Annotated in this window: 23 protein-coding genes; 17 read left to right on the forward strand and 6 right to left on the reverse strand. The window is 72.8% G+C overall.

Going from position 1 to position 21,755, the window contains the following annotated elements:
* Positions 1 to 5: 5 nt before the first annotated feature.
* Complete coding sequence (locus tag Q7L73_RS00360) at positions 6 to 602, reverse strand: GDSL-type esterase/lipase family protein (protein WP_304688010.1); 597 nt, start codon at positions 600 to 602, stop codon at positions 6 to 8.
* Positions 603 to 713: 111 nt separating this feature from the next.
* Here Q7L73_RS00360 and Q7L73_RS00365 point away from each other — a divergent pair, with 111 nt between their 5' ends.
* The 5 genes from Q7L73_RS00365 to era are packed head-to-tail and all read left to right on the forward strand — an operon-like array spanning position 714 to position 4,831.
* A complete protein-coding gene (locus Q7L73_RS00365; RefSeq protein WP_304688012.1) occupies positions 714 to 2,054 on the forward strand; it encodes an NAD(P)/FAD-dependent oxidoreductase in 1,341 nt (446 codons plus the stop codon).
* The gene (locus tag Q7L73_RS00370; RefSeq protein WP_304688014.1) at positions 2,051 to 2,482 is read left to right on the forward strand and encodes a GatB/YqeY domain-containing protein; all 432 of its coding nucleotides are present in this window, start codon (positions 2,051 to 2,053) and stop codon (positions 2,480 to 2,482) included. The genes Q7L73_RS00365 and Q7L73_RS00370 overlap by 4 nt, the downstream gene beginning before the upstream one ends.
* 38 nt (positions 2,483 to 2,520) lie before the next feature.
* Positions 2,521 to 3,501 (forward strand): PhoH family protein, encoded by a 981-nt coding sequence (locus tag Q7L73_RS00375; RefSeq protein ID WP_304688016.1) that lies wholly within the window; start codon positions 2,521 to 2,523, stop codon positions 3,499 to 3,501.
* 11 nt (positions 3,502 to 3,512) lie between these two features.
* Complete coding sequence (gene ybeY / locus Q7L73_RS00380) at positions 3,513 to 3,923, forward strand: rRNA maturation RNase YbeY (RefSeq protein WP_304688018.1); 411 nt, start codon at positions 3,513 to 3,515, stop codon at positions 3,921 to 3,923.
* Positions 3,908 to 4,831: a GTPase Era gene (era, locus tag Q7L73_RS00385; RefSeq protein ID WP_304688020.1), complete on the forward strand. Its 924-nt coding sequence runs from the start codon at positions 3,908 to 3,910 to the stop codon at positions 4,829 to 4,831. Before ybeY ends, era begins: the two co-directional genes overlap by 16 nt.
* An 18-nt stretch (positions 4,832 to 4,849) precedes the next feature.
* Here the strand turns inward: era and Q7L73_RS00390 are convergent, their stop codons facing one another.
* Positions 4,850 to 5,899: a glycosyltransferase family 2 protein gene (locus Q7L73_RS00390; protein ID WP_304688022.1), complete on the reverse strand. Its 1,050-nt coding sequence runs from the start codon at positions 5,897 to 5,899 to the stop codon at positions 4,850 to 4,852.
* 23 nt (positions 5,900 to 5,922) lie between these two features.
* Between Q7L73_RS00390 and Q7L73_RS00395 the strand changes: the two genes are divergently transcribed.
* On the forward strand, positions 5,923 to 6,444 hold the full coding sequence (locus tag Q7L73_RS00395) for a cupin domain-containing protein (RefSeq protein WP_304688024.1): 522 nt from the start codon (positions 5,923 to 5,925) through the stop codon (positions 6,442 to 6,444).
* Between the two features lie 3 nt (positions 6,445 to 6,447).
* Here Q7L73_RS00395 and Q7L73_RS00400 read toward each other — a convergent pair whose 3' ends face one another.
* Positions 6,448 to 7,905 (reverse strand): methyl-accepting chemotaxis protein, encoded by a 1,458-nt coding sequence (locus tag Q7L73_RS00400; protein ID WP_304688026.1) that lies wholly within the window; start codon positions 7,903 to 7,905, stop codon positions 6,448 to 6,450.
* A 193-nt stretch (positions 7,906 to 8,098) separates the two neighbouring features.
* Here Q7L73_RS00400 and hisIE point away from each other — a divergent pair, with 193 nt between their 5' ends.
* The 10 genes from hisIE to Q7L73_RS00450 all read left to right on the forward strand — a co-directional run bounded on the left by hisIE (position 8,099) and on the right by Q7L73_RS00450 (position 16,768).
* Positions 8,099 to 8,704 (forward strand): bifunctional phosphoribosyl-AMP cyclohydrolase/phosphoribosyl-ATP diphosphatase HisIE, encoded by a 606-nt coding sequence (hisIE, locus tag Q7L73_RS00405; protein ID WP_304688027.1) that lies wholly within the window; start codon positions 8,099 to 8,101, stop codon positions 8,702 to 8,704.
* A gap of 2 nt (positions 8,705 to 8,706) precedes the next feature.
* Positions 8,707 to 10,185, forward strand: a complete 1,479-nt coding sequence (locus Q7L73_RS00410) for an anthranilate synthase component I family protein (RefSeq protein WP_304688029.1) — start codon at positions 8,707 to 8,709, stop codon at positions 10,183 to 10,185.
* Positions 10,185 to 10,778 carry an aminodeoxychorismate/anthranilate synthase component II gene (locus tag Q7L73_RS00415; RefSeq protein ID WP_304688031.1) on the forward strand — a complete coding sequence of 198 codons (594 nt, stop codon included), beginning with the start codon at positions 10,185 to 10,187 and terminating at the stop codon, positions 10,776 to 10,778. Before Q7L73_RS00410 ends, Q7L73_RS00415 begins: the two co-directional genes overlap by 1 nt.
* Positions 10,778 to 11,812 (forward strand): anthranilate phosphoribosyltransferase, encoded by a 1,035-nt coding sequence (gene trpD, locus Q7L73_RS00420; RefSeq protein WP_304688033.1) that lies wholly within the window; start codon positions 10,778 to 10,780, stop codon positions 11,810 to 11,812. The genes Q7L73_RS00415 and trpD overlap by 1 nt, the downstream gene beginning before the upstream one ends.
* The gene (gene trpC, locus Q7L73_RS00425; protein WP_304688035.1) at positions 11,809 to 12,606 is read left to right on the forward strand and encodes an indole-3-glycerol phosphate synthase TrpC; all 798 of its coding nucleotides are present in this window, start codon (positions 11,809 to 11,811) and stop codon (positions 12,604 to 12,606) included. Before trpD ends, trpC begins: the two co-directional genes overlap by 4 nt.
* A gap of 67 nt (positions 12,607 to 12,673) precedes the next feature.
* Positions 12,674 to 13,789, forward strand: coding sequence for a S1C family serine protease (locus Q7L73_RS00430; RefSeq protein WP_304688037.1), 1,116 nt, complete (start codon positions 12,674 to 12,676; stop codon positions 13,787 to 13,789).
* Between the two features lie 53 nt (positions 13,790 to 13,842).
* Positions 13,843 to 14,502 (forward strand): phosphoribosylanthranilate isomerase, encoded by a 660-nt coding sequence (locus Q7L73_RS00435; protein WP_304688039.1) that lies wholly within the window; start codon positions 13,843 to 13,845, stop codon positions 14,500 to 14,502.
* Positions 14,499 to 15,722 (forward strand): tryptophan synthase subunit beta, encoded by a 1,224-nt coding sequence (trpB, locus tag Q7L73_RS00440; RefSeq protein ID WP_304688041.1) that lies wholly within the window; start codon positions 14,499 to 14,501, stop codon positions 15,720 to 15,722. Before Q7L73_RS00435 ends, trpB begins: the two co-directional genes overlap by 4 nt.
* A complete protein-coding gene (gene trpA / locus Q7L73_RS00445; protein ID WP_304688043.1) occupies positions 15,719 to 16,519 on the forward strand; it encodes a tryptophan synthase subunit alpha in 801 nt (266 codons plus the stop codon). Before trpB ends, trpA begins: the two co-directional genes overlap by 4 nt.
* 51 nt (positions 16,520 to 16,570) lie before the next feature.
* Complete coding sequence (locus Q7L73_RS00450) at positions 16,571 to 16,768, forward strand: hypothetical protein (RefSeq protein WP_304688046.1); 198 nt, start codon at positions 16,571 to 16,573, stop codon at positions 16,766 to 16,768.
* A 1-nt stretch (position 16,769) separates the two neighbouring features.
* Here the strand turns inward: Q7L73_RS00450 and Q7L73_RS00455 are convergent, their stop codons facing one another.
* Positions 16,770 to 17,807, reverse strand: a complete 1,038-nt coding sequence (locus Q7L73_RS00455) for a 6-phosphofructokinase (RefSeq protein ID WP_304688048.1) — start codon at positions 17,805 to 17,807, stop codon at positions 16,770 to 16,772.
* A gap of 184 nt (positions 17,808 to 17,991) precedes the next feature.
* Here Q7L73_RS00455 and Q7L73_RS00460 point away from each other — a divergent pair, with 184 nt between their 5' ends.
* On the forward strand, positions 17,992 to 19,227 hold the full coding sequence (locus Q7L73_RS00460) for a branched-chain amino acid ABC transporter substrate-binding protein (RefSeq protein WP_304688050.1): 1,236 nt from the start codon (positions 17,992 to 17,994) through the stop codon (positions 19,225 to 19,227).
* A 56-nt stretch (positions 19,228 to 19,283) separates the two neighbouring features.
* Here the strand turns inward: Q7L73_RS00460 and Q7L73_RS00465 are convergent, their stop codons facing one another.
* Positions 19,284 to 20,192, reverse strand: coding sequence for a TIGR01777 family oxidoreductase (locus tag Q7L73_RS00465; RefSeq protein ID WP_304688052.1), 909 nt, complete (start codon positions 20,190 to 20,192; stop codon positions 19,284 to 19,286).
* Positions 20,193 to 20,254: 62 nt separating this feature from the next.
* Entirely contained in the window at positions 20,255 to 21,721 is a 1,467-nt protein-coding gene (locus Q7L73_RS00470; RefSeq protein ID WP_304688054.1) for an NAD-dependent malic enzyme, read from the reverse strand.
* Positions 21,722 to 21,755 lie beyond the last annotated feature (34 nt).

The raw sequence follows: 21,755 nt of genomic DNA on the forward strand, positions 1-21,755 counted from the left end.
CGCGTTCAGAAGCCGCGGATCCAGTCGCCGATGCCGCCGGCGAGCACGAGCGCGGCGAGCGCGTCGTAGCCGCCCTCGGCGGGGTGGGCGCCGTCGCCGGCGGCCGCCTCGGCCAGCCACGTGCCGTCGCGCAGCAGCGCCTCGGCGACCGGCACGTACGGCGTGTCGCGCGCCGCGCACAGCTCGCCGAAGCGCTCGCTCAGCTCGCGCACGCGCGCGTCGGCGGCCGCGTCGCCGACCGGCGGCGGGCCGACGACGAAGGCTGGCAGCTCCAGCAGCGCGGCGGCGTCGAGCAGCTCGGTGAGGGCGCCGCGCGAGCGCTCCGGCGAGACCCGCGGCGGCTCGCCCGGCTGCTCGCTGCAGGCGTCGTTGGCGCCGACGCCGAAGACGACGCCGCTGCGCGCGCCGGACCGCAGCCGCGGCCACGCCTCCGCCTGCCAGCGGGCGGCGACCTGGACCGAGGTCTCGCCGCGCACGCCGAGGTTGTAGGGCGTCAGCGGCCAGCAGGCCTCGGTCACGCGGCCGACCCAGCCGCAGCCGCGCGGATCGCCCGCGCCGGCGACGAAGGAGTCGCCGAAGAAGAGCACCCGCCGGTCGTCCATCGCGCCGTAGCCAACCAGATTCGGCGCGCGCGAGGCGGCACGCTCGGCGCGCGCGAGGCGGCACGCGCCGGATCGCTTGGCGCGATCGCGATCCGGGCATAGCCTTCCGACATGGCTTGGGACATCGTCATCGCCGGCGGCGGCTTCGGCGGCTACTACGCGGCCCGCGGGCTGGAGCGCCGGCTGCCGCATCACGCCGCACGCGTCACGCTCGTCAACGACGTCAACTTCATGCTCTACACGCCGTTGCTGCCGGGCGCGGCGGCGGGCACGCTGGAGCCGCGCCACGTCGTCGTGCCGCTGCGCGAGCAGCTCAGAAGAACCGACCTCTGGCTCGGGCACGTGACCGGCGCCGACCCGGGCCGCAACGCGCTCACGGTCGCCTCGCTCGACGGCCGCAGCCACGACCTCCACTACGACCAGCTGATCGTCGCGCTCGGCTCGATCTCGCGCACGCTGCCGATCCCCGGCCTGGCCGAGCACGCGGTCGGCTTCAAGACGCTGTCGGAGGCGATCGCGCTGCGCAACCGCGCCGTCACGATGCTGGAGATCGCGGAGACGATCCACGACGCCGAGCAGCGCGCCGAGTACCTCACCTTCATGTTCGTCGGCGCCGGCTACGCCGGCCTGGAGGGGATCGCCGAGCTGCAGGACTTCGTCACCGACGTGATCGACCTCTACCCGCGCTGCCGCGTGCAGGGCGTCCGCTTCGTGCTGGTCGAGGCGCGCGAGCGCGTGATGCCGGAGGTCGCGCCGCGGCTGGCCGCCTTCGCCGAACGCGAGCTGCGCGGGCGCGGGATGGAGATCCGCACCAACACGACCGTCGAGGCCGTCACCGACCGCACCGTCACGCTCAAGGGCGGCGAGCTGATCCCCTGCCGCACCTTCGCCTGGACGGCCGGCGTCAAGCCGTCGCCGGTCGTCTCCAGACTGGGCCTGCCGCTGCACGGCAGAAGCGGCCGCATAGAGGTCGACCAGACGATGCGCGTCAACGGCCACCGCAACGTCTGGGCGATCGGCGACGCCGCCGCCGTCGGCGACCCGGCGCGCAAGGGCGAGCTGTCGCCGCCGACGGCGCAGCACGCGATCCGCCAGGGCAGACGCGTCGCCCGCAACGTCGCCGCCGAGCTGGGCGCCTCCGGCAGCGTGCGCCCGTTCCGCTACAAGACGAAGGGCGTCTTCGTCGACATGGGCCGCCACCAGGCCGTGGCGAGCGCGATGGGGATCAGACTGCGCGGCTTCCCGGCCTGGTTCCTCGCCCGCACCTACCACCTCGCGAACATGCCCGGCTGGCACCGCAAGTCGCGCCTGCTGGTCGACTGGACCGTCTCGCTGCTGTTCCCACGCGACACCTCAGAGCTGGGTCAGATCGGCAACCCGCCGGAGCTGGAGCGCGTCGGCTCGACGAACGGGGGTGACGCCGCGCGCGCGGCTATCCTTGATGAACCGTGACCGTCGCCGAACAACTGAGAACTGACATCACCGCCGCGATGAAGGCGGGCGACCGTGAGCGCGTCGGCGCGCTCCGTCTCGTCCTGTCCGAGCTGCAGAAGTCGGAGAAGGAAGGCGATGGGGACGAGCTGGCCGTGCTGCGCCGTGAGCGCAAGCGCCGGCTCGACGCCGCCGAGCAGTTTCAGGGCGGCGGTCGCGAAGAGCTTGCGGCGAGAGAGTCGGCCGAGGCCGAGCTGATCGCCGCGTATCTGCCGGCAGAGCTGTCGGACGCCGAGATCGACGTGCTCGTCGCCGAGGCGGTCGCCGAGACCGGCGCCAGCTCGCCGAAGGACATGGGCGGCGTGATGAAGGCGACGATGGGCCGCATCGCGGGCCGGGCGGACGGCAAGCGTGTCTCCGCGCGCGTCCGGGAGGCGCTGCAGAGCTAGTGCCGGGCACGAGCACATCCGCAGAGGACGGCACGGCGGTGCGGCGCAGGCTGGAGCTTGACAACGCCGTCGCGGCCGAGCTGTCGGGCACCCAGGACGAGGTCCTGCGCACGCTCGAGGACGATCTCGACTGCCGCGTCTGGCTGCGCGGCAACGTCCTGACGCTGGAGGGCGAGCCGGACGCCGTCGAGGCCGCCGAGCAGGTCGTGCGCGAGGTCGCCGACCTCGTCGGGCGCGGTCACGAGATCGCGCCGGGCACGATCCAGGCGATCCGCGGCGCGCTGCGCCAGCACGAGTCGCCCAGCAGGGTGCTCGAGGACGTCATCTGGCGCCACCGCTCGATCAAGGTCGCGCCGAAGACCGTCAACCAGAAGCGCTACGTCGACTCGATCCGCAGAAACACGATCACGTTCGGCGTCGGCCCGGCCGGCACCGGCAAGACGTGGCTCGCGGTCGCGATGGCGGCGGCGGCGCTGAGCCGGCGCGAGGTCAACCGCATCATCCTCACGCGCCCGGCCGTCGAGGCCGGCGAGCGGCTCGGCTTCCTGCCCGGCGACCTGATGGCGAAGGTCGACCCGTACCTGCGGCCGCTGTTCGACGCGCTCCACGACATGCTCGATCCCGAGAGAGTGATCGCGCATCTGGAGCACAACGTGATCGAGGTCGCGCCGCTGGCGTTCATGCGCGGCCGCACGCTCAACGACTCCTTCATCATCCTCGACGAGGCGCAGAACACGACGCCCGAGCAGATGAAGATGTTCCTCACGCGCCTGGGCTTCAACTCGAAGATCGTCGTCACCGGCGACGTGACGCAGATCGATCTCCCCAACGACCAGCGCTCCGGCCTCGTCACCGTCGGCGAGATCCTGCACGACGTCAGAGGGATCGACTTCGTCCGCTTCGGCGGCGAGGACGTGGTGCGCCACAAGCTGGTGCAGAGGATCGTCGAGGCCTACGACGAGCACCAGCAGCGGTCGGCGCCGGAGCTGCGCCCCGCTTCGGACCGGCGCTCCGCGTAGTCTTGCCGGCGATGTTGGAAGTCGAAGTCATCGGGCTCGATGACGCGGAGATCGACGGGCTGACCGCGATCGACGTCGAAGAGCTGTGCGGCCTGGCGTTCTCCTCCGCCGGGATCGAGGACGGCCACGTCGCCGTCGCGTTCGTCGATCCGGAAACGATCCGCGTGCTCAACCGCGACCATCGCGGCAAGGACAAGCCGACCGACGTGCTGTCGTTCCCGATCGACGGCGAGGACGGCTGGGAGCAGGTCCCGCCGGATCAGCGCGAGCTGGGCGACGTCGTGATCTGCCCGCCGCACACCGAGGACCTCAGCGAGGCCGTCGTCCACGGCGCGCTGCACCTGACCGGGATGGACCACGAGGTCGACGACGGCGAGATGCTCGCGCTGCAGGCCGAGCTGCTGCGATGGGTGCGGCCCTGACGATGAGCGCCCTGCCCGACTTCTCCAGAACCCGCAGCGGCTTCGTCGTGCTGGCCGGCCGGCCGAACGTCGGCAAGTCGACGCTCACGAACGCGATCGTCGGCGCGAAGGTCGCGATCGTCTCCGACAAGCCGCAGACGACCCGCCGCGCGATCCGCGGCGTCCGCACGACGCCCGACCATCAGCTCGTGCTCGTCGACCTGCCGGGCGTCCAGCGCCCGCGCGACGTGCTGACCGAGCGGATGCAGCGGCGCGTCGAGAGCGAGCTGCGCGACGCCGACGCGGCGCTGATGCTGCTCAACGCCGAGCAGGGGATCGGCCCCGGCGACCGCTTCATCGCGGCGCTGCTGAAGCAGGCGCCGCTGCCGGTCGTGATCGCCGTCAACAAGATCGACCGCGTCAGCAAGCACCAGACCGCGGTGGTCCTGCAGGCCGCCGCCGAGCTCGACGTCGCCGACGAGATCTTCCCGATCTCGGCGAGCGGCGGCCAGGGCGTGCAGACGCTCGTCGACCACCTCGCGCAGATGCTGCCGATCGGACCCTTCTTCTTCCCGCCCGAGGACAGATCCGACCAGGAGGAGCACGTCCTGCTGGCCGAGCTGGTGCGCGAGCAGGTGCTGCGCCGCACCCGCCAGGAGGTGCCGCACGCGGTCGAGGTCGAGGTCGGCGAGATCGAGCAGCGCGAGGACGACCTGATGTACGTGCGCGCCGTCGCCTGGGTCGAGACCGACTCGCAGAAGGGCATCCTGATCGGTGCCGGCGGCAGGATGATCAGAGCGATCGGCACCGCCGCGCGCAAGGAGCTGGAACGCGAGCTGGGCAGCCGCGTCCACCTCGACCTGACGGTGCGCGTCCGCAAGAGCTGGCGCACCGACGAGCGCCTGCTCGACCGCCTCGGGATCGAGTAGCTCAGCCGCGCGCGGGCGTCAGCCGCGCGCGAGCCCGAGCCGGCGTGCCAGCGGCAGCAGCTGCGCTCGCAGCCGCCACCAGCGGCCCTGCTCGATCCGCGCGAGCCTCGAGCCGAGCCGCGCCGCCTCCGTCTCGGCGCCGGCCACCCGCAGCTCCAGCTCCTGCACGCGCGTGTCACGCTGCTCCAGCACCGTGCGCGCGTCCGCGAGCGCCGCGTCCAGCTCGGCGACGCGCTGCCAGGCGTGGTCGCGCTCGGCCTCGGTCCGGCGGGCCCAGGCGGTGTTGTCGTCCGCGCAGCGCCACGCCTCGTCGACGCGGTCGCGCGTCTCCGCCTCCAGCGCGTCGCGCACCCGCCGCAGCTCGATCCGCAGCTGCGCCAGCCGCGCCGGATCGCCGAGCCGCTCCAGCCAGGCGCTGTTCTGCGCGATCCGCTCCTCCCACGCCTGCACGCGGCCGGTGCCCTTGAAGTAGAGGTGGGTCGGCTCGGGGCTGGCGACGCTGCGCGCGCCGGCGGCGAGCATCCGCTTCCACAGATCCCAGTCGGCCGAGCGCGGCAGCGTCCCGTCCCAGCCGCCGACGTCGAGCACGAGCGATCTGCGCACGCTGATGGAGGCCATCGGATTGCTGTTGACCCCCTCCAGCCGTCTGCGCAGCGATGGCACGCTCCAGTCGTTGTGGACCCAGCTCAAGCTGTCGTCGGGGGCGACCTGGACGGAGCCGGTCTGGACCAGGTCGAAGGCGCCCGTGTCCCAGAACGCGCCGATCCGCTCGAGGTGGTCGGGCAGCAGCAGATCGTCGTCGGCGAGCCACAGCACGACCTCGCTGTCGGTCTCCAGCGCGCGATCGCGGCAGGCGTAGCTGTAGCCGGGGCCCTTCGGCAGATCGAGCGCGGTCACGCGCGCGTCGCCGAGCGCGCGCACGGCCTCGGCGGTGCCGTCGCTGCAGCCGTCGCAGAGGACGATCACCCGGGCGGCCTGGCGTGTCTGAGCGAGTACGCTGCGAACCGCGAGCAGCGCGGTCTCGCGCCGGTCGTGAGTCGGGACCGCGATCGTGAAGTCGACCCCCATCGTGGACCGGAAGGATGACAGCGATGCCGATCGCCCGTGACGTGCAGACGGTGACCTCAGACGGGAAGCCGCTGTTGACGCTGCCGGAGGGGATGGTCGTGCGCGACCTCGTCACCCACGTCGACGAGCGCGGCAGCGTGATCGAGCTGTACGACCCGCGCTGGGGCGTCAGCCCCGATGAACTCGTCTTCGCCTACCAGTTCACGATCAGGACGGGGAGGGCGAAGGGGTGGGGGATCCATCGCCAGCACGAGGACCGCTACGCCTTCCTCGACGGCGAGCTGGAGCTGGTCTTCTACGACGCCCGCGAGGGCGTCTCCACGAGCGGCCAGGAGTCGCGCCTGATCCTCTCGCCCCACCATCGCAAGCTGGTGACGATCCCGCGCGGCGTCTGGCACGCCGAGCGCAACATCGGCGACAGCGACGTCCGCGTCGTCAACTTCCCGACGATCATGTACGACCACTCCAACCCGGACAAGTACCGGCTGCCGCTCGACACCGACGAGCTGCCGGTCACGCTCGGGCCGGAGTGGGTCGGCTGGTGACCGTCACGCCGCGAGCGTGAACTGGTCGACCAGCCGCTCCAGCTCGGCCGAGGTGCCGGCGAGCTGCTGCGCGGAGGCGGCGATCTGCTGAGAGGCGGCGGCGGTCTGCTCGGTCGAGGCGGAGACCTCCTCGGTCGCCGACGACGACTGGCCGGCGATCGCGGCGACGTCGCTCATGCGCGAGTCCATCTCCGACGCGCGCTCGGCGATCGCGCCGATCGCGGCGGCGATCCGCTCGATCCGGTCGCTCATCTCGCCGATCGCGCCGCCGATCGCGGCGAACGCCTCGTCGGTCGCCATCACCGAGGCGGCGCCGGCCTCGATCTGCTCGGCGCTGGCGGCGACCTGCGCGACGGCAGCGTCGGTCTCGCTGGTGATCTCGCCGACGATCCCGGAGATCGAGGTCGCGGCCTGCTGCGACTCCTCGGCGAGCTTGCGGACCTCTTCGGCGACGACGGCGAAGCCGCGGCCCTGCTCGCCGGCGCGGGCGGCCTCGATCGCGGCATTCAACGCCAGCAGGTTGGTCTGCTCGGCGATGCCGGTGATCGTGCCGACGATCCCGCCGATCCGCTCCGACTTCGCGTTCAGCGCCTGCATCGCGGAGGTGACCTGCGTCGACATCGCGGCCAGCTCGCGCATCCCGTCGGTGGCCTCGGCGACGACCTCGCCGCCGCGCGCGGCGGCGGCGCCGGCGCGGGCCGCGGCGGCGACCGTCTCGTCGGCGTCGGCGCGCGAGTCGGTGACGGTCGCGACGACCGCGCGCGTCAGCTCGCGTGCGACGCCGACCGAGCGGACCTGGCGCTCGGCGCCGGCGGCGACCTCGCCGACGGTCATCGCGATCTCGTCGACCGCGCGGCCGGACTCGGCCGAGGCGGTCGCGACCTCGTCGGACGCGGAGGAGACGGTCTGCGACCGTTCGCTGATCTCCAGCAGCATCGCGGTCACCCTCGCGCGCATGCCGTTGTAGGCGACGACCGATCTCTGCGTGCGGTCGAGCGCGACGTTGAAGCTGTCGGCGAGCGCGCCGGCGCGCATGCCGGGCGCGGCCTCGACCGGCGTCGTGACGGGCGTCACCTCGCGCGTCAGGTCGCCGTCGGCGAAGGCGGCGAGCGCCCGTTCGAGGTCGGTCAGGCAGTTGCCGCTGAGCGAGGCGAGGCGCGACTGCAGCGCGTCGAGGCAGGAGTCGTCGCCGAGCCCGTCGCGCAGCGCGACGGCGTGGGCGCCGAGCGCGTCCGCAAGCGGGTCGGCGTTGCCGTGCTCGCCGGCGGCGGTGGCGTCGGCGGCGGCGGCGGCGAAGCGGCCGTCGCGCAGCGCGACGGCGGTGGCGGTCGCGGCGTCGAGACGGGCGGAGAGGAGGTCGGCGCGGGCGCCGGCGGCGGCGCCGCGGGCGCGCTCAGCGCGCAGCAGCAGGGCGGCGCCGGCGATCGTCGCCGCGAGCAGGATCGGGAACAGCACGAGCATCGGGGAGGGGGCCTTCCATGGCGGGGAGAGAAGCGTGGTGGTCACTTCAGGTTCGGCTGCATGCGCATGCATGGATGACAGCTCCGGACACTTTTGGACACATTTGGGTCAATCTGGTGAGGTTTGGTCGAAATCCCAGGGTGGGCAGGCAGCCTGCGCGTCCGCCAGCGGGAGCCCTACAATCTCTCGACCGATGCCCGATCTAGACGTCGCGTTCGACGACAGCGGCCTCGCCCCATGCGTCATGCAGGACTGGCGCACCGGTGAGGTCCTCACGCTCGCCTACATGAACGCGGAGGCGCTCCGCCTCACGCGTGAGACCGGCGAGATCCACTTCTGGAGTCGATCGCGTGACGAGCTGTGGCACAAGGGCGCCACCTCGGGCAACACGCAGAAGGTCAAGGCGCTGCGGCTCGACTGCGACCGCGACGCGATCGTCGCGCTCGTCGAGCCCTCCGGTCCCGCCTGCCACACCGGCGAGCGGACCTGCTTCCACACCGGCGACCTGACGCCGAAGGCGCCGTACGAGGTGCTGCCGGAGCTGCAGCGGACGATCTCCGCGCGCGCCGCCGAGCGCCCCGACGGCTCCTGGACGGCGAAGCTGCTGGCCGACCCGGCGCTGGCCGGCGAGAAGGTCGAGGAGGAGGCCGAGGAGGTCGTGCGCGCGGTCCGCGAGGAAACCGACGAGCGCGTCGCCAACGAGGCGGCCGACGTCCTCTACCACCTCGCCGTGCTGCTCAACACGCGCGGCCTCACGCTCGCCGACGCCGAGCGGATCCTCGACGAGCGCAGCCGCTGACGATGGCGACCGACCACCGCTCCACGACCGCAGCGCGCGTCACCCCGTCGCTCGACGAGGTGCGCGAGCTGGCGCGCGAGCACACGCTCGTGCCGCTGATCCACACCTTCGTCGACGACATCGAGACGCCCGTCTCCGCCTTCCTCAAGCTGCGCGGCGAGGGTCCGTCGTTCCTGCTGGAGTCGGCCGAGCAGGGCCGCCAGGGGCGCTGGTCGTTCATCGGCTTCAAGCCGCGCGAGGTGCTGCGCTGGTCGCTCGGCGACGAGGGCGACCCGTATGCGCTCGCGGGCGCCGCGGCGGCACGCGTCAAGCAGGCGCAGGTGCCGGGGCTGCCGCCGTTCTCGGGCGGCGCGGTCGGCCTCTTCGGCTACGACCTCGTGCGCACCGTCGAGCCGCTCGGCGAGCCGAACCCGGACCCGGTCGGCCTGCCCGACATGGCGCTGATGCTGACGGACGCGATCGTCGCCTTCGACCACTTCAGACACGAGCTGCACATCCTCGCCAACGTCGACGCCGAGGCCGACGACCTCGACGCCGCCTACGCCGCCGCGATCGAGGCGATCGACGAGGTGCGCTGGAAGCTGTCGGGCCCGGTCCCGCGTCCCGACCGGCCGCCGGCGCCCGGTCGCGACCGCTCGGTCGAGCTGACCAGCAACATGCCGCGCGAGCAGTTCGAGGGCATGGTCACGCGGATCGTCGAGTACATCCACGCCGGCGACGCATACCAGGTGGTGCCGTCGCAGCGCTGGTCGGCCGAGGTCGGGATCGAGGCGTTCTCGATCTACCGCGGCCTGCGCGCCGTCAACCCCAGCCCGTACATGTACTTCCTCGACTTCGGCGACTTCGAGATCGCCGGTGCCAGCCCCGAGCCGCTGCTGACCTTCAGAGACGGGATCGTGCGCACGCGGCCGATCGCCGGCACGCGCCCGCGCGGCGCGAACGCCGAGGAGGACGCGCAGCTGGCCGAGGACCTGCTCGCGGACACGAAGGAGACCTCCGAGCACGTGATGCTGGTCGACCTCGCCCGCAACGACGTCGGCCGCGTCAGCGAGTACGGCAGCGTCAGCGTCGACGGCTACATGGAGATCGAGCTGTACAGCCACGTGATGCACATCGTCTCGCGCGTCTCCGGGCGGCTGCGCGAGGGCATCGGCCCGCTCGACGCGCTCCGCTCGATCCTGCCGGCGGGGACGCTCTCGGGCGCGCCGAAGGTCCGCGCGATGCAGATCATCGACGAGCTGGAGCCGGTCAAGCGCGGCGGCTACGGCGGCGCGATCGGCTACCTCTCCTACACGGGCGACCTCGACACCTGCATCCACATCCGCACCGTCGTCGTCAAGGACGGCGTCGCGCACGTGCAGGCCGGCGGCGGCACCGTCGCCGACGCGAAGCCCGACTACGAGTTTCGCGAGTCGGAGGCGAAGGCGCGCGCGGTGCGCCAGGCGATCGCCCTCGCGGCGGCACAACCGGAGTGGCCCTGATGCGCGTCCTCGTCGTCGACAACTATGACTCCTTCACCTACAACCTCGTCCAGTACCTGGGCGAGCTGGGCGCCGAGGTCGAGGTCGTGCGCAACGACCACGCCTCCGTCGAGGAGCTGCTGCTGCGCGGCTACGACCGCGTGATCGTCTCGCCCGGCCCCTGCACGCCCGACGAGGCCGGCATCTCGCTGGAGGTGCTGAGACGCTTCCCGGCGGCCGGCATCCCGGTGCTCGGCGTCTGCCTCGGCCACCAGGCGCTCGGCCAGGCCTACGGCGGGAAGGTCGTCCGCCACAAGCCGATCCACGGCAAGACCGAGCCGATCGAGCACGACGGCCGCACGCTCTTCAGCGACCTGCCGTCCCCGCTGACGGTCGGCCGCTACCACTCGCTCGTCGTCGAGGAGTCGTCGCTGCCCGACGTGCTCGAGGTGACCGCGAGGGGCGGCGGCGTGATCATGGCGCTGCGCCACAAGACGCTGCCGGCCGAGGGGATCCAGTTCCACCCCGAGTCGGTGCTGACCGAGCAGGGCCACGCGATGCTGCGCAACTTCCTCGACGGCGCCCGCGCGGGCGCCGGGACGGCGGCCGCCTGATGGCGCCGCGCGACCTGCTGACGCGCGCGATCGACGCGCTCGCCTCGGGTGAGGACCTGTCGGCCGACACGGCCGCCGCCGTGCTGGCCGAGATCATGAGCGGCAACGCGACCGACGTGCAGATCGCCGCCGTGCTGATCTCGCTGCGCACGAAGGGGGAGACGGTCGACGAGCTGGCCGGCCTCGCGCGCACGATGCGCGAGCTCGCGACCCACGTCGAGATCGCCCGCGACGACCTCGTCGACGTCGTCGGCACCGGCGGCGGCAGACAGACCTTCAACGTCTCCACGACCGCCGCGCTGATCGCCGCCGGGGCCGGCTGCGCGGTCGCCAAGCACGGCAACCGCTCGGCGACCGGCAAGTCCGGCGCCGCCGACGTGCTGGAGGCGCTCGGCGCCAGAATCGACCTCGACCCGGCCGCCGTCGCCCGCTGCGTCGAGCAGATCGGCTTCGGCTTCATGTTCGCGCCCTACCATCACGCGGCGATGCGGTACGTGATCCCGGTGCGCAGAGAGCTGGCCGTCCGCACGGTGATGAACTTCCTCGGCCCGCTGACCAGCCCGGCCGGCGTCACGCGCCAGCTGACCGGCGTCGCCGACCGCCGCTACCACGACACGATCGCCGGCGCCTTCGCGCGGCTGGGCGCCAAGCACGCGCTGATCGTCTCCTCCGAGGACGGGCTCGACGAGCTGTCGACGGTCGCGCCGACGCGCGTGCTGGAGGTGCGCGACGGCGCGATCTCCGAGTGGACCGTCAGCGCCGCCGACGTCGGCCTCGACAGCGCCCGCTACGAGCAGCTGACCGGCGGCGGCCCGCAGGACAACGCGGCGATCGCGCGCCGCATCATCGACGGCGAGCGCGGCGCCCCGCGCGACATCGCCGTCCTCAACGCCGGCGCCGGCATCTACGTGAGCGGCCGCGCCGACACGCTGGAGGCCGGCGTGCGGCTCGCGGAGGCCGCGATCGACAGCGGCGACGCGCGCAACGTCTTGGAGCGGTACGTCACAGCAACAGAGGAGCTTGCACCCGCATGAGCAACGTGCTCGAACGGATCGTCGACGCCACCCGACGCGACGTGGAGCAGCGGCGCAGCGAGGTGCCGATCGCCGAGCTGGAGCGCTCGCTGCTGGGCCGCGGCGAGGATCGTCCCTTCGCCGAGGCGCTCGTCCATCCGGGCATCTCCGTGATCGCGGAGCACAAGCGGCGCTCGCCGTCGGCCGGCGCGATCCGCGAGGGCGCGACGGTCGAGGAGGTCGTGAAGGCCTACGAGCGGGCCGGCGCCGCCGCGCTGTCGGTGCTGACCGAGGTCCACCACTTCGGCGGCTCGCTCGACGACCTGCGCGCCGCGAAGGCGGCCGTCGGCCTGCCGATCCTGCGCAAGGACTTCGTCGTCGACACCTACCAGGTCTACGAGTCTGCCGCCGTCGGCGCCGACGCGATCCTGCTGATCGTCGCGGCGCTGGAGCCGAAGGAGCTGGCGCGGCTGCACCGCGAGGCGGTCTCGCTCGACCTCGACGTGCTGGTCGAGGTCCACGACGAGCGGGAGCTGGAGATTGCGCTGGAGCGCGTCGACGCCGACGTGATCGGCATCAACAACCGCGACCTGACCGACTTCACCGTCGACCTGCAGCGGACGTTCGAGCTGCTGGCCGACGTGCCGGCCGGCAAGACGGTCGTGTCCGAGTCGGGGATCGTCCACCGCGACCAGCTCGACGAGCTGGAGCGGGTCGGCGTCGACGCGGTGCTGGTCGGCGAGGCGCTGATGCGCTCCGACGACATGGAAGCGGCCTGCCGCGCGCTGACGCGCCTCGACGACGACCTCGTCTGACCTCGTGGCCGTGGCCGCGCGGGCGCTTTAGGGCAGCTTCAGAGCGGCTCGCGACACTCGGATGCGGATGAGAGCGCTCGCACGTTCGCCCCTTGCCGCCGCGGTCGTCGGCGGCGCCGTCGTCGCCGTCACGCTGGTCGCCCTCGGCGTCAGCGGCCGCAGCTCGACGACGACGATCGTGCAGCAGGCGACGATGGCGGGGGAGACGCTGCCGCCGTCGGCGTCGCCCTCGACCGACGCGCTCACCGTCCACGACATCTACACGCGCGCCGCGCCGGGCGTCGTCTACGTGAGAGCGCCCGACGGCGAGACCGGCACCGCCTTCTGCATCGACGACGCGGGCCACCTGCTGACCAACCAGCACGTCGTCGGCGACGCGGAGACGGTCCGCGTCCGCTTCGGCGAGCACCGCGGCGCGACCGCGACCGTGCTCGGCCGCGACCCCTCCGACGACCTCGCGCTGCTGAAGCTCCAAGCCGGCGCCGAGAAGCTGCCGGCGCTGCCGCTCGGCAGCTCCGCGGCGGCCCGCGTCGGCGACACGGTCGTCGCGATCGGCAACCCGTACGGCCTCCAGCGCACGCTCGCGACCGGCGTCGTCTCCGCGCTCGGGCGCCAGCTGCTGGCGTCCAACGGCTTCACGATCGGGCAGGCGATCCAGACCGACGCCGCGATCCAGCCCGGCAGCTCCGGCGGCCCGCTGCTCGACACCTCCGGCCGCGTGATCGGGATCGCCACGCGCGGCAACGACGGCGGCGCCGCCGGGATCGGCTTCGCAGTCCCGATCGACACCGCCAAGCAGCGGCTGAAGGAGCTGAAGAAGACCGGCAGCGTGCGCCACGCCTGGCTCGGCGTCACCGCCGTCACGATCGACGACCGGCTCGCGACCGTGCAGCTGCGGACGAAGGCCGGCGTGCTCGTGCAGACGGTCACGCCCGGCTCGCCGGCCCAGGCCGCCGGCCTGCGCGGCGGCTCGATCGAGAGCCAGGCCGACGGCGAGACGCTGCTGCTCGGCGGCGACGTGATCACCTCGCTCGACGGGGTGACGGTCCGCTCGGTCGAGCAGCTGACGGACGCGATCGACACGCTCAAGCCCGGCCGCAGAGTGCGGCTCGGCGTGCTGCGCGGCAAGCAGTCGCTGGAGCTGCGGCTGACGCTCGGCACCGCGCCCGCCAGAGCGCCCTGAACGGCCGCCCCGAGCGGCCGCCCGCCGCGCCCCGCACCTCCTAGGATGTGGTGATGGCCACGAAGATCAAGTTCTGCGGGATCACCCGCCTCGAAGACGCCGAACGAGCTGTCGAGCTCGACGCCTGGGCTGTCGGCTTGATCCTCTGGCCCGGCTCCCCGCGCTACTGCAGACTGCCGCGCGCGGTCGAGATCGGCAGCGCGCTGCAGCGTCGTGCCGAGGTCGCCGGCGTCTTCGTCAACGCCCACCTCGACCACATCGTCCGGCGCGCCGACGAGATCGGCCTGACGCTGATCCAGCTGCACGGCGACGAGGGGCCGTCGTTCTGCACCGAGGTCGCCCGCCGCACGGGCGCGAGAGTGATCAAGGTCGCGCGCGTCCAGCAGCGCGCCGACGTGCAGGCGCTGCGCGCCTTCCAGACCGACTACCACCTGCTCGACACGTTCGTGAAGGACCAGCCCGGCGGCACCGGGGCGACCTTCTCGTGGGAGCTGGTGAGAGAGCACAGACGCGACCGGCCGCTGATCCTCAGCGGCGGGCTGACGCCGGAGAACGTCGGCGACGCGATCGACGCGACGCACCCGTATGCGGTCGACGTCTCCAGCGGTGTCGAGCTGTCACCGGGCATCAAGGACAAGGGGCGGATGGAGGCATTCTCCGCCGCCGTGAGAGCGGCCGACGCGGCCGCGGACGAGGAAGGACAGGCGGCATGATCACCTCCGTCGAGCACCGCTACGGGCCCTATGGCGGCCAGTACGTGCCTGAGACGCTGATGCCGGCGCTGGCGGAGCTGGAGGCGGCCTGGCTGGAGGCCAACCGCGATCCCGCCTACACGACCCGCCTGCGCGAGCTGCTGACCGACTACGTCGGCCGCGCGACGCCGCTCTACCTCGCCGAGCGCATCAGCGAGCGGGCGGGCCGGCCGGTCTACCTCAAGCGCGAGGACCTCAACCACACCGGCGCGCACAAGATCAACAACGCGCTCGGGCAGGCGCTGCTGGCGAAGCGGATGGGCAAGCCGCGGATCATCGCCGAGACCGGCGCCGGCCAGCACGGCGTCGCGACCGCGACCGCCTGCGCGCTGCTCGACCTCGAGTGCGTCGTCTACATGGGCACCGAGGACATGCGGCGGCAGAAGCCGAACGTCGAGCGGATGCGCCTGCTGGGCGCGACCGTCTCGCCGGTCGACGCCGGCACGCGCACGCTCAAGGAGGCGACCTCGGCCGCGATCCGCGACTGGGTCACGAACGTCGCCGACACCCACTACATCCTCGGCAGCGCCGCCGGGCCGGCGCCGTTCCCGGCGCTCGTGCGCAGCCTCCAGCGCGTGATCGGCGACGAGGCGCGCGAGCAGATCCTGCAGAAGGAGGGCCGCCTGCCGGACCGCGTGATCGCCTGCGTCGGCGGCGGCTCCAACGCGATCGGCATGTTCACGGCCTTCGTCGAGGACAGAGACGTGAAGCTGGTCGGCGTCGAGGCGGCCGGCGACGGGCTCGACACGCCCCGTCACGGCGCGCCGCTGACGAAGAACGCCCGCCCGGGGATCCTCCACGGCGCCTACTCGGCGCTGATGCAGGACGAGGAGGGCCAGATCCTCGAGGCGCACTCGATCTCCGCAGGGCTCGACTACCCCGGCGTCGGACCCGAGCACGCCTGGCTGCGCGACAGCGGCCGCGCGACCTACGACGCGATCACCGACCTGGAGGCGCTCGACGCCTTCCAGACGCTGACGCGGCTGGAGGGGATCATCCCGGCGCTGGAGTCCTCGCACGCGCTCGCGTGGGTGCTGAAGCACGGTGGCGACAGCGAGCTGGACGTCGTCTGCCTCTCCGGCCGCGGCGACAAGGATCTCGGACAGGTGATCGAACGGCTCGGCGGCGTCGACGACGCTGCCAAGCCGGCCGGCGACGACACGGAGGCGGCGGCGCGATGAGCACGGACACGCAGACGGGCGTCGAGCGGATCGCCGCCGCGTTCGCCGACAGCGGCAAGCGGGCGGCGCTGATGCCGTACCTGATGGGCGGCTTCCCGACGCTGGAGGCGTCGCTGGCGATCGGCCACGCGTACGCCGACGGCGGCGCCGACCTGGTCGAGCTGGGCGTGCCGTTCTCCGACCCGCTCGCCGACGGCCCCGTGATCCACGAGGCGGGCACGAAGGCGCTGGAGGCGGGCGCGACGCTCGCGAGCACGCTGGAGGTCGCGCGCGAGCTGTCGCAGCGGCTGCCGGTCGTGCTGATGACCTACGCCAACATCGTCTACGGGCCGGGCTTCGAGGCGTTCGCCGACAAGCTCGTCGCGCACGGCGTCAGCGGCCTGATCGTGCCCGACCTGCCGCTGGAGGAGCAGCCGGCGCTGCTGGAGGTGCTCGACTCGCGCGGGCTCGCGCTCGTGCCGCTGGTCGCGCCGACGACGCCGGACGAGCGGCTCGCGCGCATCGGCGCGAGCGCCCGCGGCTTCCTCTACACCGTCTCGGTGACCGGCACGACCGGCGAGCGCAGCGGCCTCTCCGCCGGCATCGGCGGCGTGCTGACGCGAGCGAAGGAGGCGACGCCGGTGCCGGTCGCGATCGGCTTCGGCATCAGCACGCCCGAGCACGCCCGCGCCGCCGCCGACGCCGGCGCGGCCGGCGTGATCGTCGGCACGCGGCTGGTGCGCGCGGCCGCCGAGGCCGACGACCCGGCCGCCGCGGTCCGCGAGCTGGTGGCGGCGATGGCGGAGGCGCTGCGGTGAGCGCTCCGCTGACGGCGTCGTCCGAGGCGCTCCAGTAGGATTCGCCGCCTTATGCCTCTCGCAATCGCCTCCACCGTCGCGTTCTGCCTGTGGATCGTCCTGTGGGCGATCGGGCTGGGCGGCTTCGACAGCTTGCTGATCTCCGTGCTGGTCGTCCTGATCGTCGGCGGCGTCAGAGCCCTCGGTCAGTTCATCCCGAACAGAAGACGGCTCCCCGGCCGCGGCAACGCGCCCCAGGGCGGCTGGTAGCTCAGCCGAAGAAGGTTCTCGCCAGTTCCATGTGGCGCAGGTCGAGGGTCTTGATCCCCTCGACCTCGCCGAGCGGGACGGCGACCATCTCGGTGCCCTTGAGCGCCGACATCGTGCCCGTCTCGCCGGCCATCACCAGGTCGGCGGCGTGGGCGCCGTAGCGGGTCGCCAGCAGACGGTCGGTCGCGGTCGGCGTGCCGCCGCGCTGGACGTGGCCGAGTGAGGTGACGCGCGTCTCGTAGCCGGTCCGCTGCTCCAGCTCGACCGCGAGCGCGGCGCCGATCCCGCCGAGGCGCGGGTAGCCGTACTGGTCGACCTCCTCGGAGGCGCGCACCAGCTGGCGCTCGCCGCCCTCGAAGGCGAGCTGCGCGCCCTCGGCGACGACGATGATCGAGAAGTCCTTGCCGCGCTCGTGACGGCGCGCGATCGCCGCCGCTATCTCCTCGACGGTCAGCTCCAGCTCCGGGATCAGGATCGCGTCGGCGCCGCCGGCGATCCCCGCGTAGACGGCGATCCAGCCGGTGTTGCGGCCCATCACCTCGAGGATCATCACGCGGTCGTGCGACTGCGCGGTCGTGTGGAGGCGGTCGATCGCGTCGGTCGCGACCTGGACGGCGGTGTCGAAGCCGAACGTGTAGTCGGTGTGGGTGACGTCGTTGTCGATCGTCTTCGGCACGCCGACGACCGGGATCCCCAGCTCCTCCTGGACCCTGCGCGTGATCATCATCGTGTGCTCGCCGCCGATCGCGATCACCGCGTCGAGCGGGTCCTGCGTCTGCTGGCTCAGGACCTTCTCTACGCCCTGCTCCTCACGGAACGGGTTGTAGTTCGAGGTGCCGAGGATCGTGCCGCCGAGGTGGAGGATGCCGGAGACGCTGCGCTGGTCGAGCTCGATCCAGTCGTGCTCGGCGAGACCGCGATAGCCGCGGCGCAGGCCGATCGCCTCGTGTCCGTGGGTCATCAGGCGCCGCGCGGCGGCGCGGATGACCGCGTTGAGGCCGGGGCAGTCGCCGCCGGCGGTGAGGATGCCGACTCGCATGGGCGGCAGGCTAGCGCGCCCGCCTCGGCGCACGCCGACGCGCCAGCGCGGCTCCCGACGAACGGGGGGTGCGGCTGTCACCACCGCGCGCCGACTCGTCCATTCGTAGAATCTCCGGCGCTTGCCTCGTCCCATCGCCTCCCCATCGCATCGCAGTCGCCCGCGGCTCCTCTGGAGCCTGCTGGTGTGCCTGCTCGCGACGGCGGCCTCGCTGGTCGTCGCCGGCTGCGGTGACGGCGGCGATCCGGCCGAGACCGCGACGGTCGCCGGCCCGACGCTGACGATCTACACCTCGATGCCGTTCGAGGGACCGGACAGCGCCGCCGCGCGCGACGTGCTGCGCGGCGAGCAGCTGGCGCTGAGAGAGGCCGGCGGCCGCGTCGGCCGCTACGGCGTCGAGCTGGTCCCGCTCGACGCGGCGACGGAGAAGGAGAACCGCTGGGATCCGGCGCAGATCTCCGAGAACGCGCGCAGAGCGGCGAAGGACGACAGCGCGATCGGCTACATCGGCGAGTTCCACTCCGGCTCCTCGGCGATCTCGATCCCGCTGCTGAACGAGGTCGGCCTGCTCGAGATCAGCCCGACCGACAGCGCCGAGGCGCTGACGCAGAGAACGCTCGCCGTGCCCGACTCGCCGGTCAAGTACTACCCGAAGGCGAGAGACCTCGGGCGCACCTTCGGGCGCGTCGTCGGCAACGACCGCGGCCAGGCCGCCGCGCAGGTCGCCTGGATGCGCAGAGAGGGCGTCAGACGGCTGTTCGAGGTGACCGACGAGGATCCGGTCGGCGCCGGCTTCCTGATGGCGATGAGACCGCTGCTGAGAGCGGCCGGGATCACGACCGTCGGCCGCGAGGACGTCGACCCGCATCAGCCCGATCCGCGCGACCTGGTCGAGAAGATCGCCAGAGCGGACCCCGACGCGGTCTTCTACGCCGGCGACTCGCACGAGGCGGTCGTGCGGCTGTGGCAGGACCTGTCGGTCGCCGACACGGGGCTGAAGCTGTTCGTGCCCGGCTCGATCGCCGACCCGACCTTCATCGAGCAGATCGGCGCGGCCGCCGCCAGCACCTACGTGACGCGGCCGCTGCTGGGGCTGCGCGCCTATCCGCCGGAGGCGCAGAGGCTCGCGCAGCGGTTCGCGAAGGAGTACGGCGCGGCGCCGCTGCCGGAGGCGCTCTACGGCTACGAGGCGATGAGAGCGCTGCTGGCCGCCGCCCAGCAGGCCGAGGAGGCCGCCGGCGAAGGTCCGCTGGAGCGGGTCGCGGTGCGCAAGGCCTTCTTCGGCCTCAGACGCGACGGGACCGTGCTCGGCGACTACGAGATCCTGCCCAGCGGCGACACCTCGCTGCAGCGCTTCGGCGCCTTCCGCATCGCCGACGGCAGACTGCGCTACGTCGCGCCGCTGCTCGGCGACAGCTGAGCGGCGCCCAACGCGTCGCGCCGCCCGCGCGCTCACCCGGCGCCGCCGTGCGCCCTTCAGCCGACCGCGTCGCGCAGCGCCGCGTCGAGGTCGGCGTGGCGCCACGTGTGGCCCTGCTCCTGCGCCCGTCTCGGCACCGCCCGCTGGCCGGTCGTGACGATCTGCTCCATCTCGCCGTAGAGCAGCTTCAGCGCCACGCGCGGCACCGGCGCGACCGCCGGCCGGTGCAGCGCCCGCCCGAGCGCCTTCGAGAAGGCGGCGTTGGTGACCGGCTCCGGCGCGCTGCCGTTGAACGGCCCGCTCCAGTCGTCGCCGTCGAGCGCGGCGAGGTAGATGCCGACGAGGTCGTCGGCGTGGATCCACGGCATGTACTGCTTGCCGCCCGCGACCGGGCCGCCGGCGCCGAGCTTGAACGGCGGCAGCATCTTCGCCAGCGCGCCGCCGTCGGGGTCGAGCACGACGCCGGTGCGGATCCGTGCGACGCGCAGCCCGTGCTGCTCGGCCGCCTCCGCCTCGCGCTCCCAGACGACGCAGACGCCGGCGAGGAAGTCGCTGCCGGCGGGCGTCTGCTCGTCGACCCGCTCGTCGCCGTGGGGGCCGTAGTAGCCGACCGCGGAGGCGGAGACGAGCACGCGCGGCCGCGGCTCGGCCGCCGCGATCCCGGCGACGAGGTTGCGCGTGCCGGTCGCGCGCGAATCGCGGATGCGCGCTCTGACCTCGTCGTTCCAGCGTTGCGCGACCGGCTCTCCGGCGAGGTGGACCACGCCGTCACGGCCCTCCAGCGCCCTCTCCGGCGCCGGCCCGGCGGCGGGATCCCAGGCGACCGCGCGGACCGCGCCGCCGAGGCGGGCGCGGGCGCGGTCTGGATCGCGGCTCAGCACCGTCACCTCGTCGCCGCGCGTGCAGAGCGCGTCGACCAGCTTCGCGCCGATCAGACCCGTCGCGCCCGTCACCGTCACCCGCATGTTCCGCCTCCTGCGCTGGTTCGCTCCATCACCGGGGCTACGGGCGGCGAGGCCGCCGCGGTTCACCCCGCGGCGGCGACGCGGACCTCGTCGTAGCCGACCGCGTGCTGCTCGACGTGCGTCTCGCCCTCGGCGCGCGCCGCCCGCTCGACCGCCTCGGCGACCGCCGGCGCGACGTCGCGGTTGAAGACCGACGGGATGATGTAGTCCTCGCGCAGCTCGTCGTCGCGCACGATCGCCGCGATCGCGTCGGCCGCGGCGACCTTCATCTCCTCGGTGATGCGCCCGGCGCGCACGTCGAGCGCGCCGCGGAAGATCCCCGGGAAGCAGAGCACGTTGTTGATCTGGTTGGGGTAGTCGGAGCGGCCGGTCGCCATGATCCGCACGTACGGCGCGGCCTCCTCCGGCGTCACCTCGGGGTTCGGGTTGGCCATCGCGAAGACGATCGGGTCGGGCGCCATCCGCGCCAGCGCGCTCGCCGGCATCACGCGCGCTCCCGAGACGCCGACGAACAGGTCGGCGCCGTCGATCACGTCGCCGGGAGCGCCGGCGCGGCGCTCGCGGTTGGTCGTCTCCGCGTACCAGCGCTTGACCGCGTTCATCGTGCCGTCGAGGTAGTCGGCGCGGTCGACGTGGACGGCGCCCTTGGAGTCGCAGCCGATGATGTCGGTGACGCCCGCCGACTGGAGGATCTTCGTGACGGCGACGCCGGCCGCGCCGAGCCCGGTCACGAGCACGCGCATGTCGGAGAGGCGGCGGCCGGTCAGCTTGGCGGCGTTGATCAGCGCCGCCAGCGTCACGACGGCGGTGCCGTGCTGGTCGTCGTGGAAGACGGGGATGTCGAGCTCGGCGGCGAGCCGGTCCTCGATCTCGAAGCAGCGCGGCGCGCTGATGTCCTCCAGGTTGATGCCGCCGAAGCCGGGCGCGATCGCCTTCACGATCGCGACGATCTCGTCCGGGTCCTGCGTGTCGAGGCAGATCGGGAAGGCGTCGACGCCCGCGAACTCCTTGAAGAGGACGGCCTTGCCCTCCATCACCGGCAGCGCGGCGGCGGGGCCGATGTCGCCGAGCCCCAGCACGGCCGAGCCGTCGGTGACGACGGCGACCGTGTTGCGCTTGATCGTGTACTGGAAGGCCTTGTCGGGGTCCTCCTCGATCGCCTTGCAGACGCGCGCGACGCCAGGCGTGTACGCCATCGAGAGGTCGTCGCGCGTCTTCAGCGGGAACTTGCTGTGCTGCTCGATCTTGCCGCCGAGGTGCATCTGGAAGGTGCGGTCGGTCGTGTCGACGACGCGCGTGCCGTCGACGCCGGCGATCGCGGCCGTGATCCCGTCCCACTCCGACTGGTCGGCGCAGATCGCGGTGATGTCGCGCACCGTCAGCCCGTCCTCCGCCGAGACCAGGTCTACCGCCCCGATCGTCCCGCCTGCCTCGCCGATTGCGGAGGCTACGCGCCCGAGCATCCCGGGACGGTCCGCGATCTCGACGCGGATCGTGAGGGAGAACTGGGCGCTCGGCTGGGTCGGCATGGTGGAGGGGCCTCCGTCGGTCGTAGGACCGCAC

Origin of the sequence: Conexibacter sp. CPCC 205762, from assembly GCF_030646155.1 — a bacterium.
Lineage (GTDB): Bacteria > Actinomycetota > Thermoleophilia > Solirubrobacterales > Solirubrobacteraceae > Conexibacter.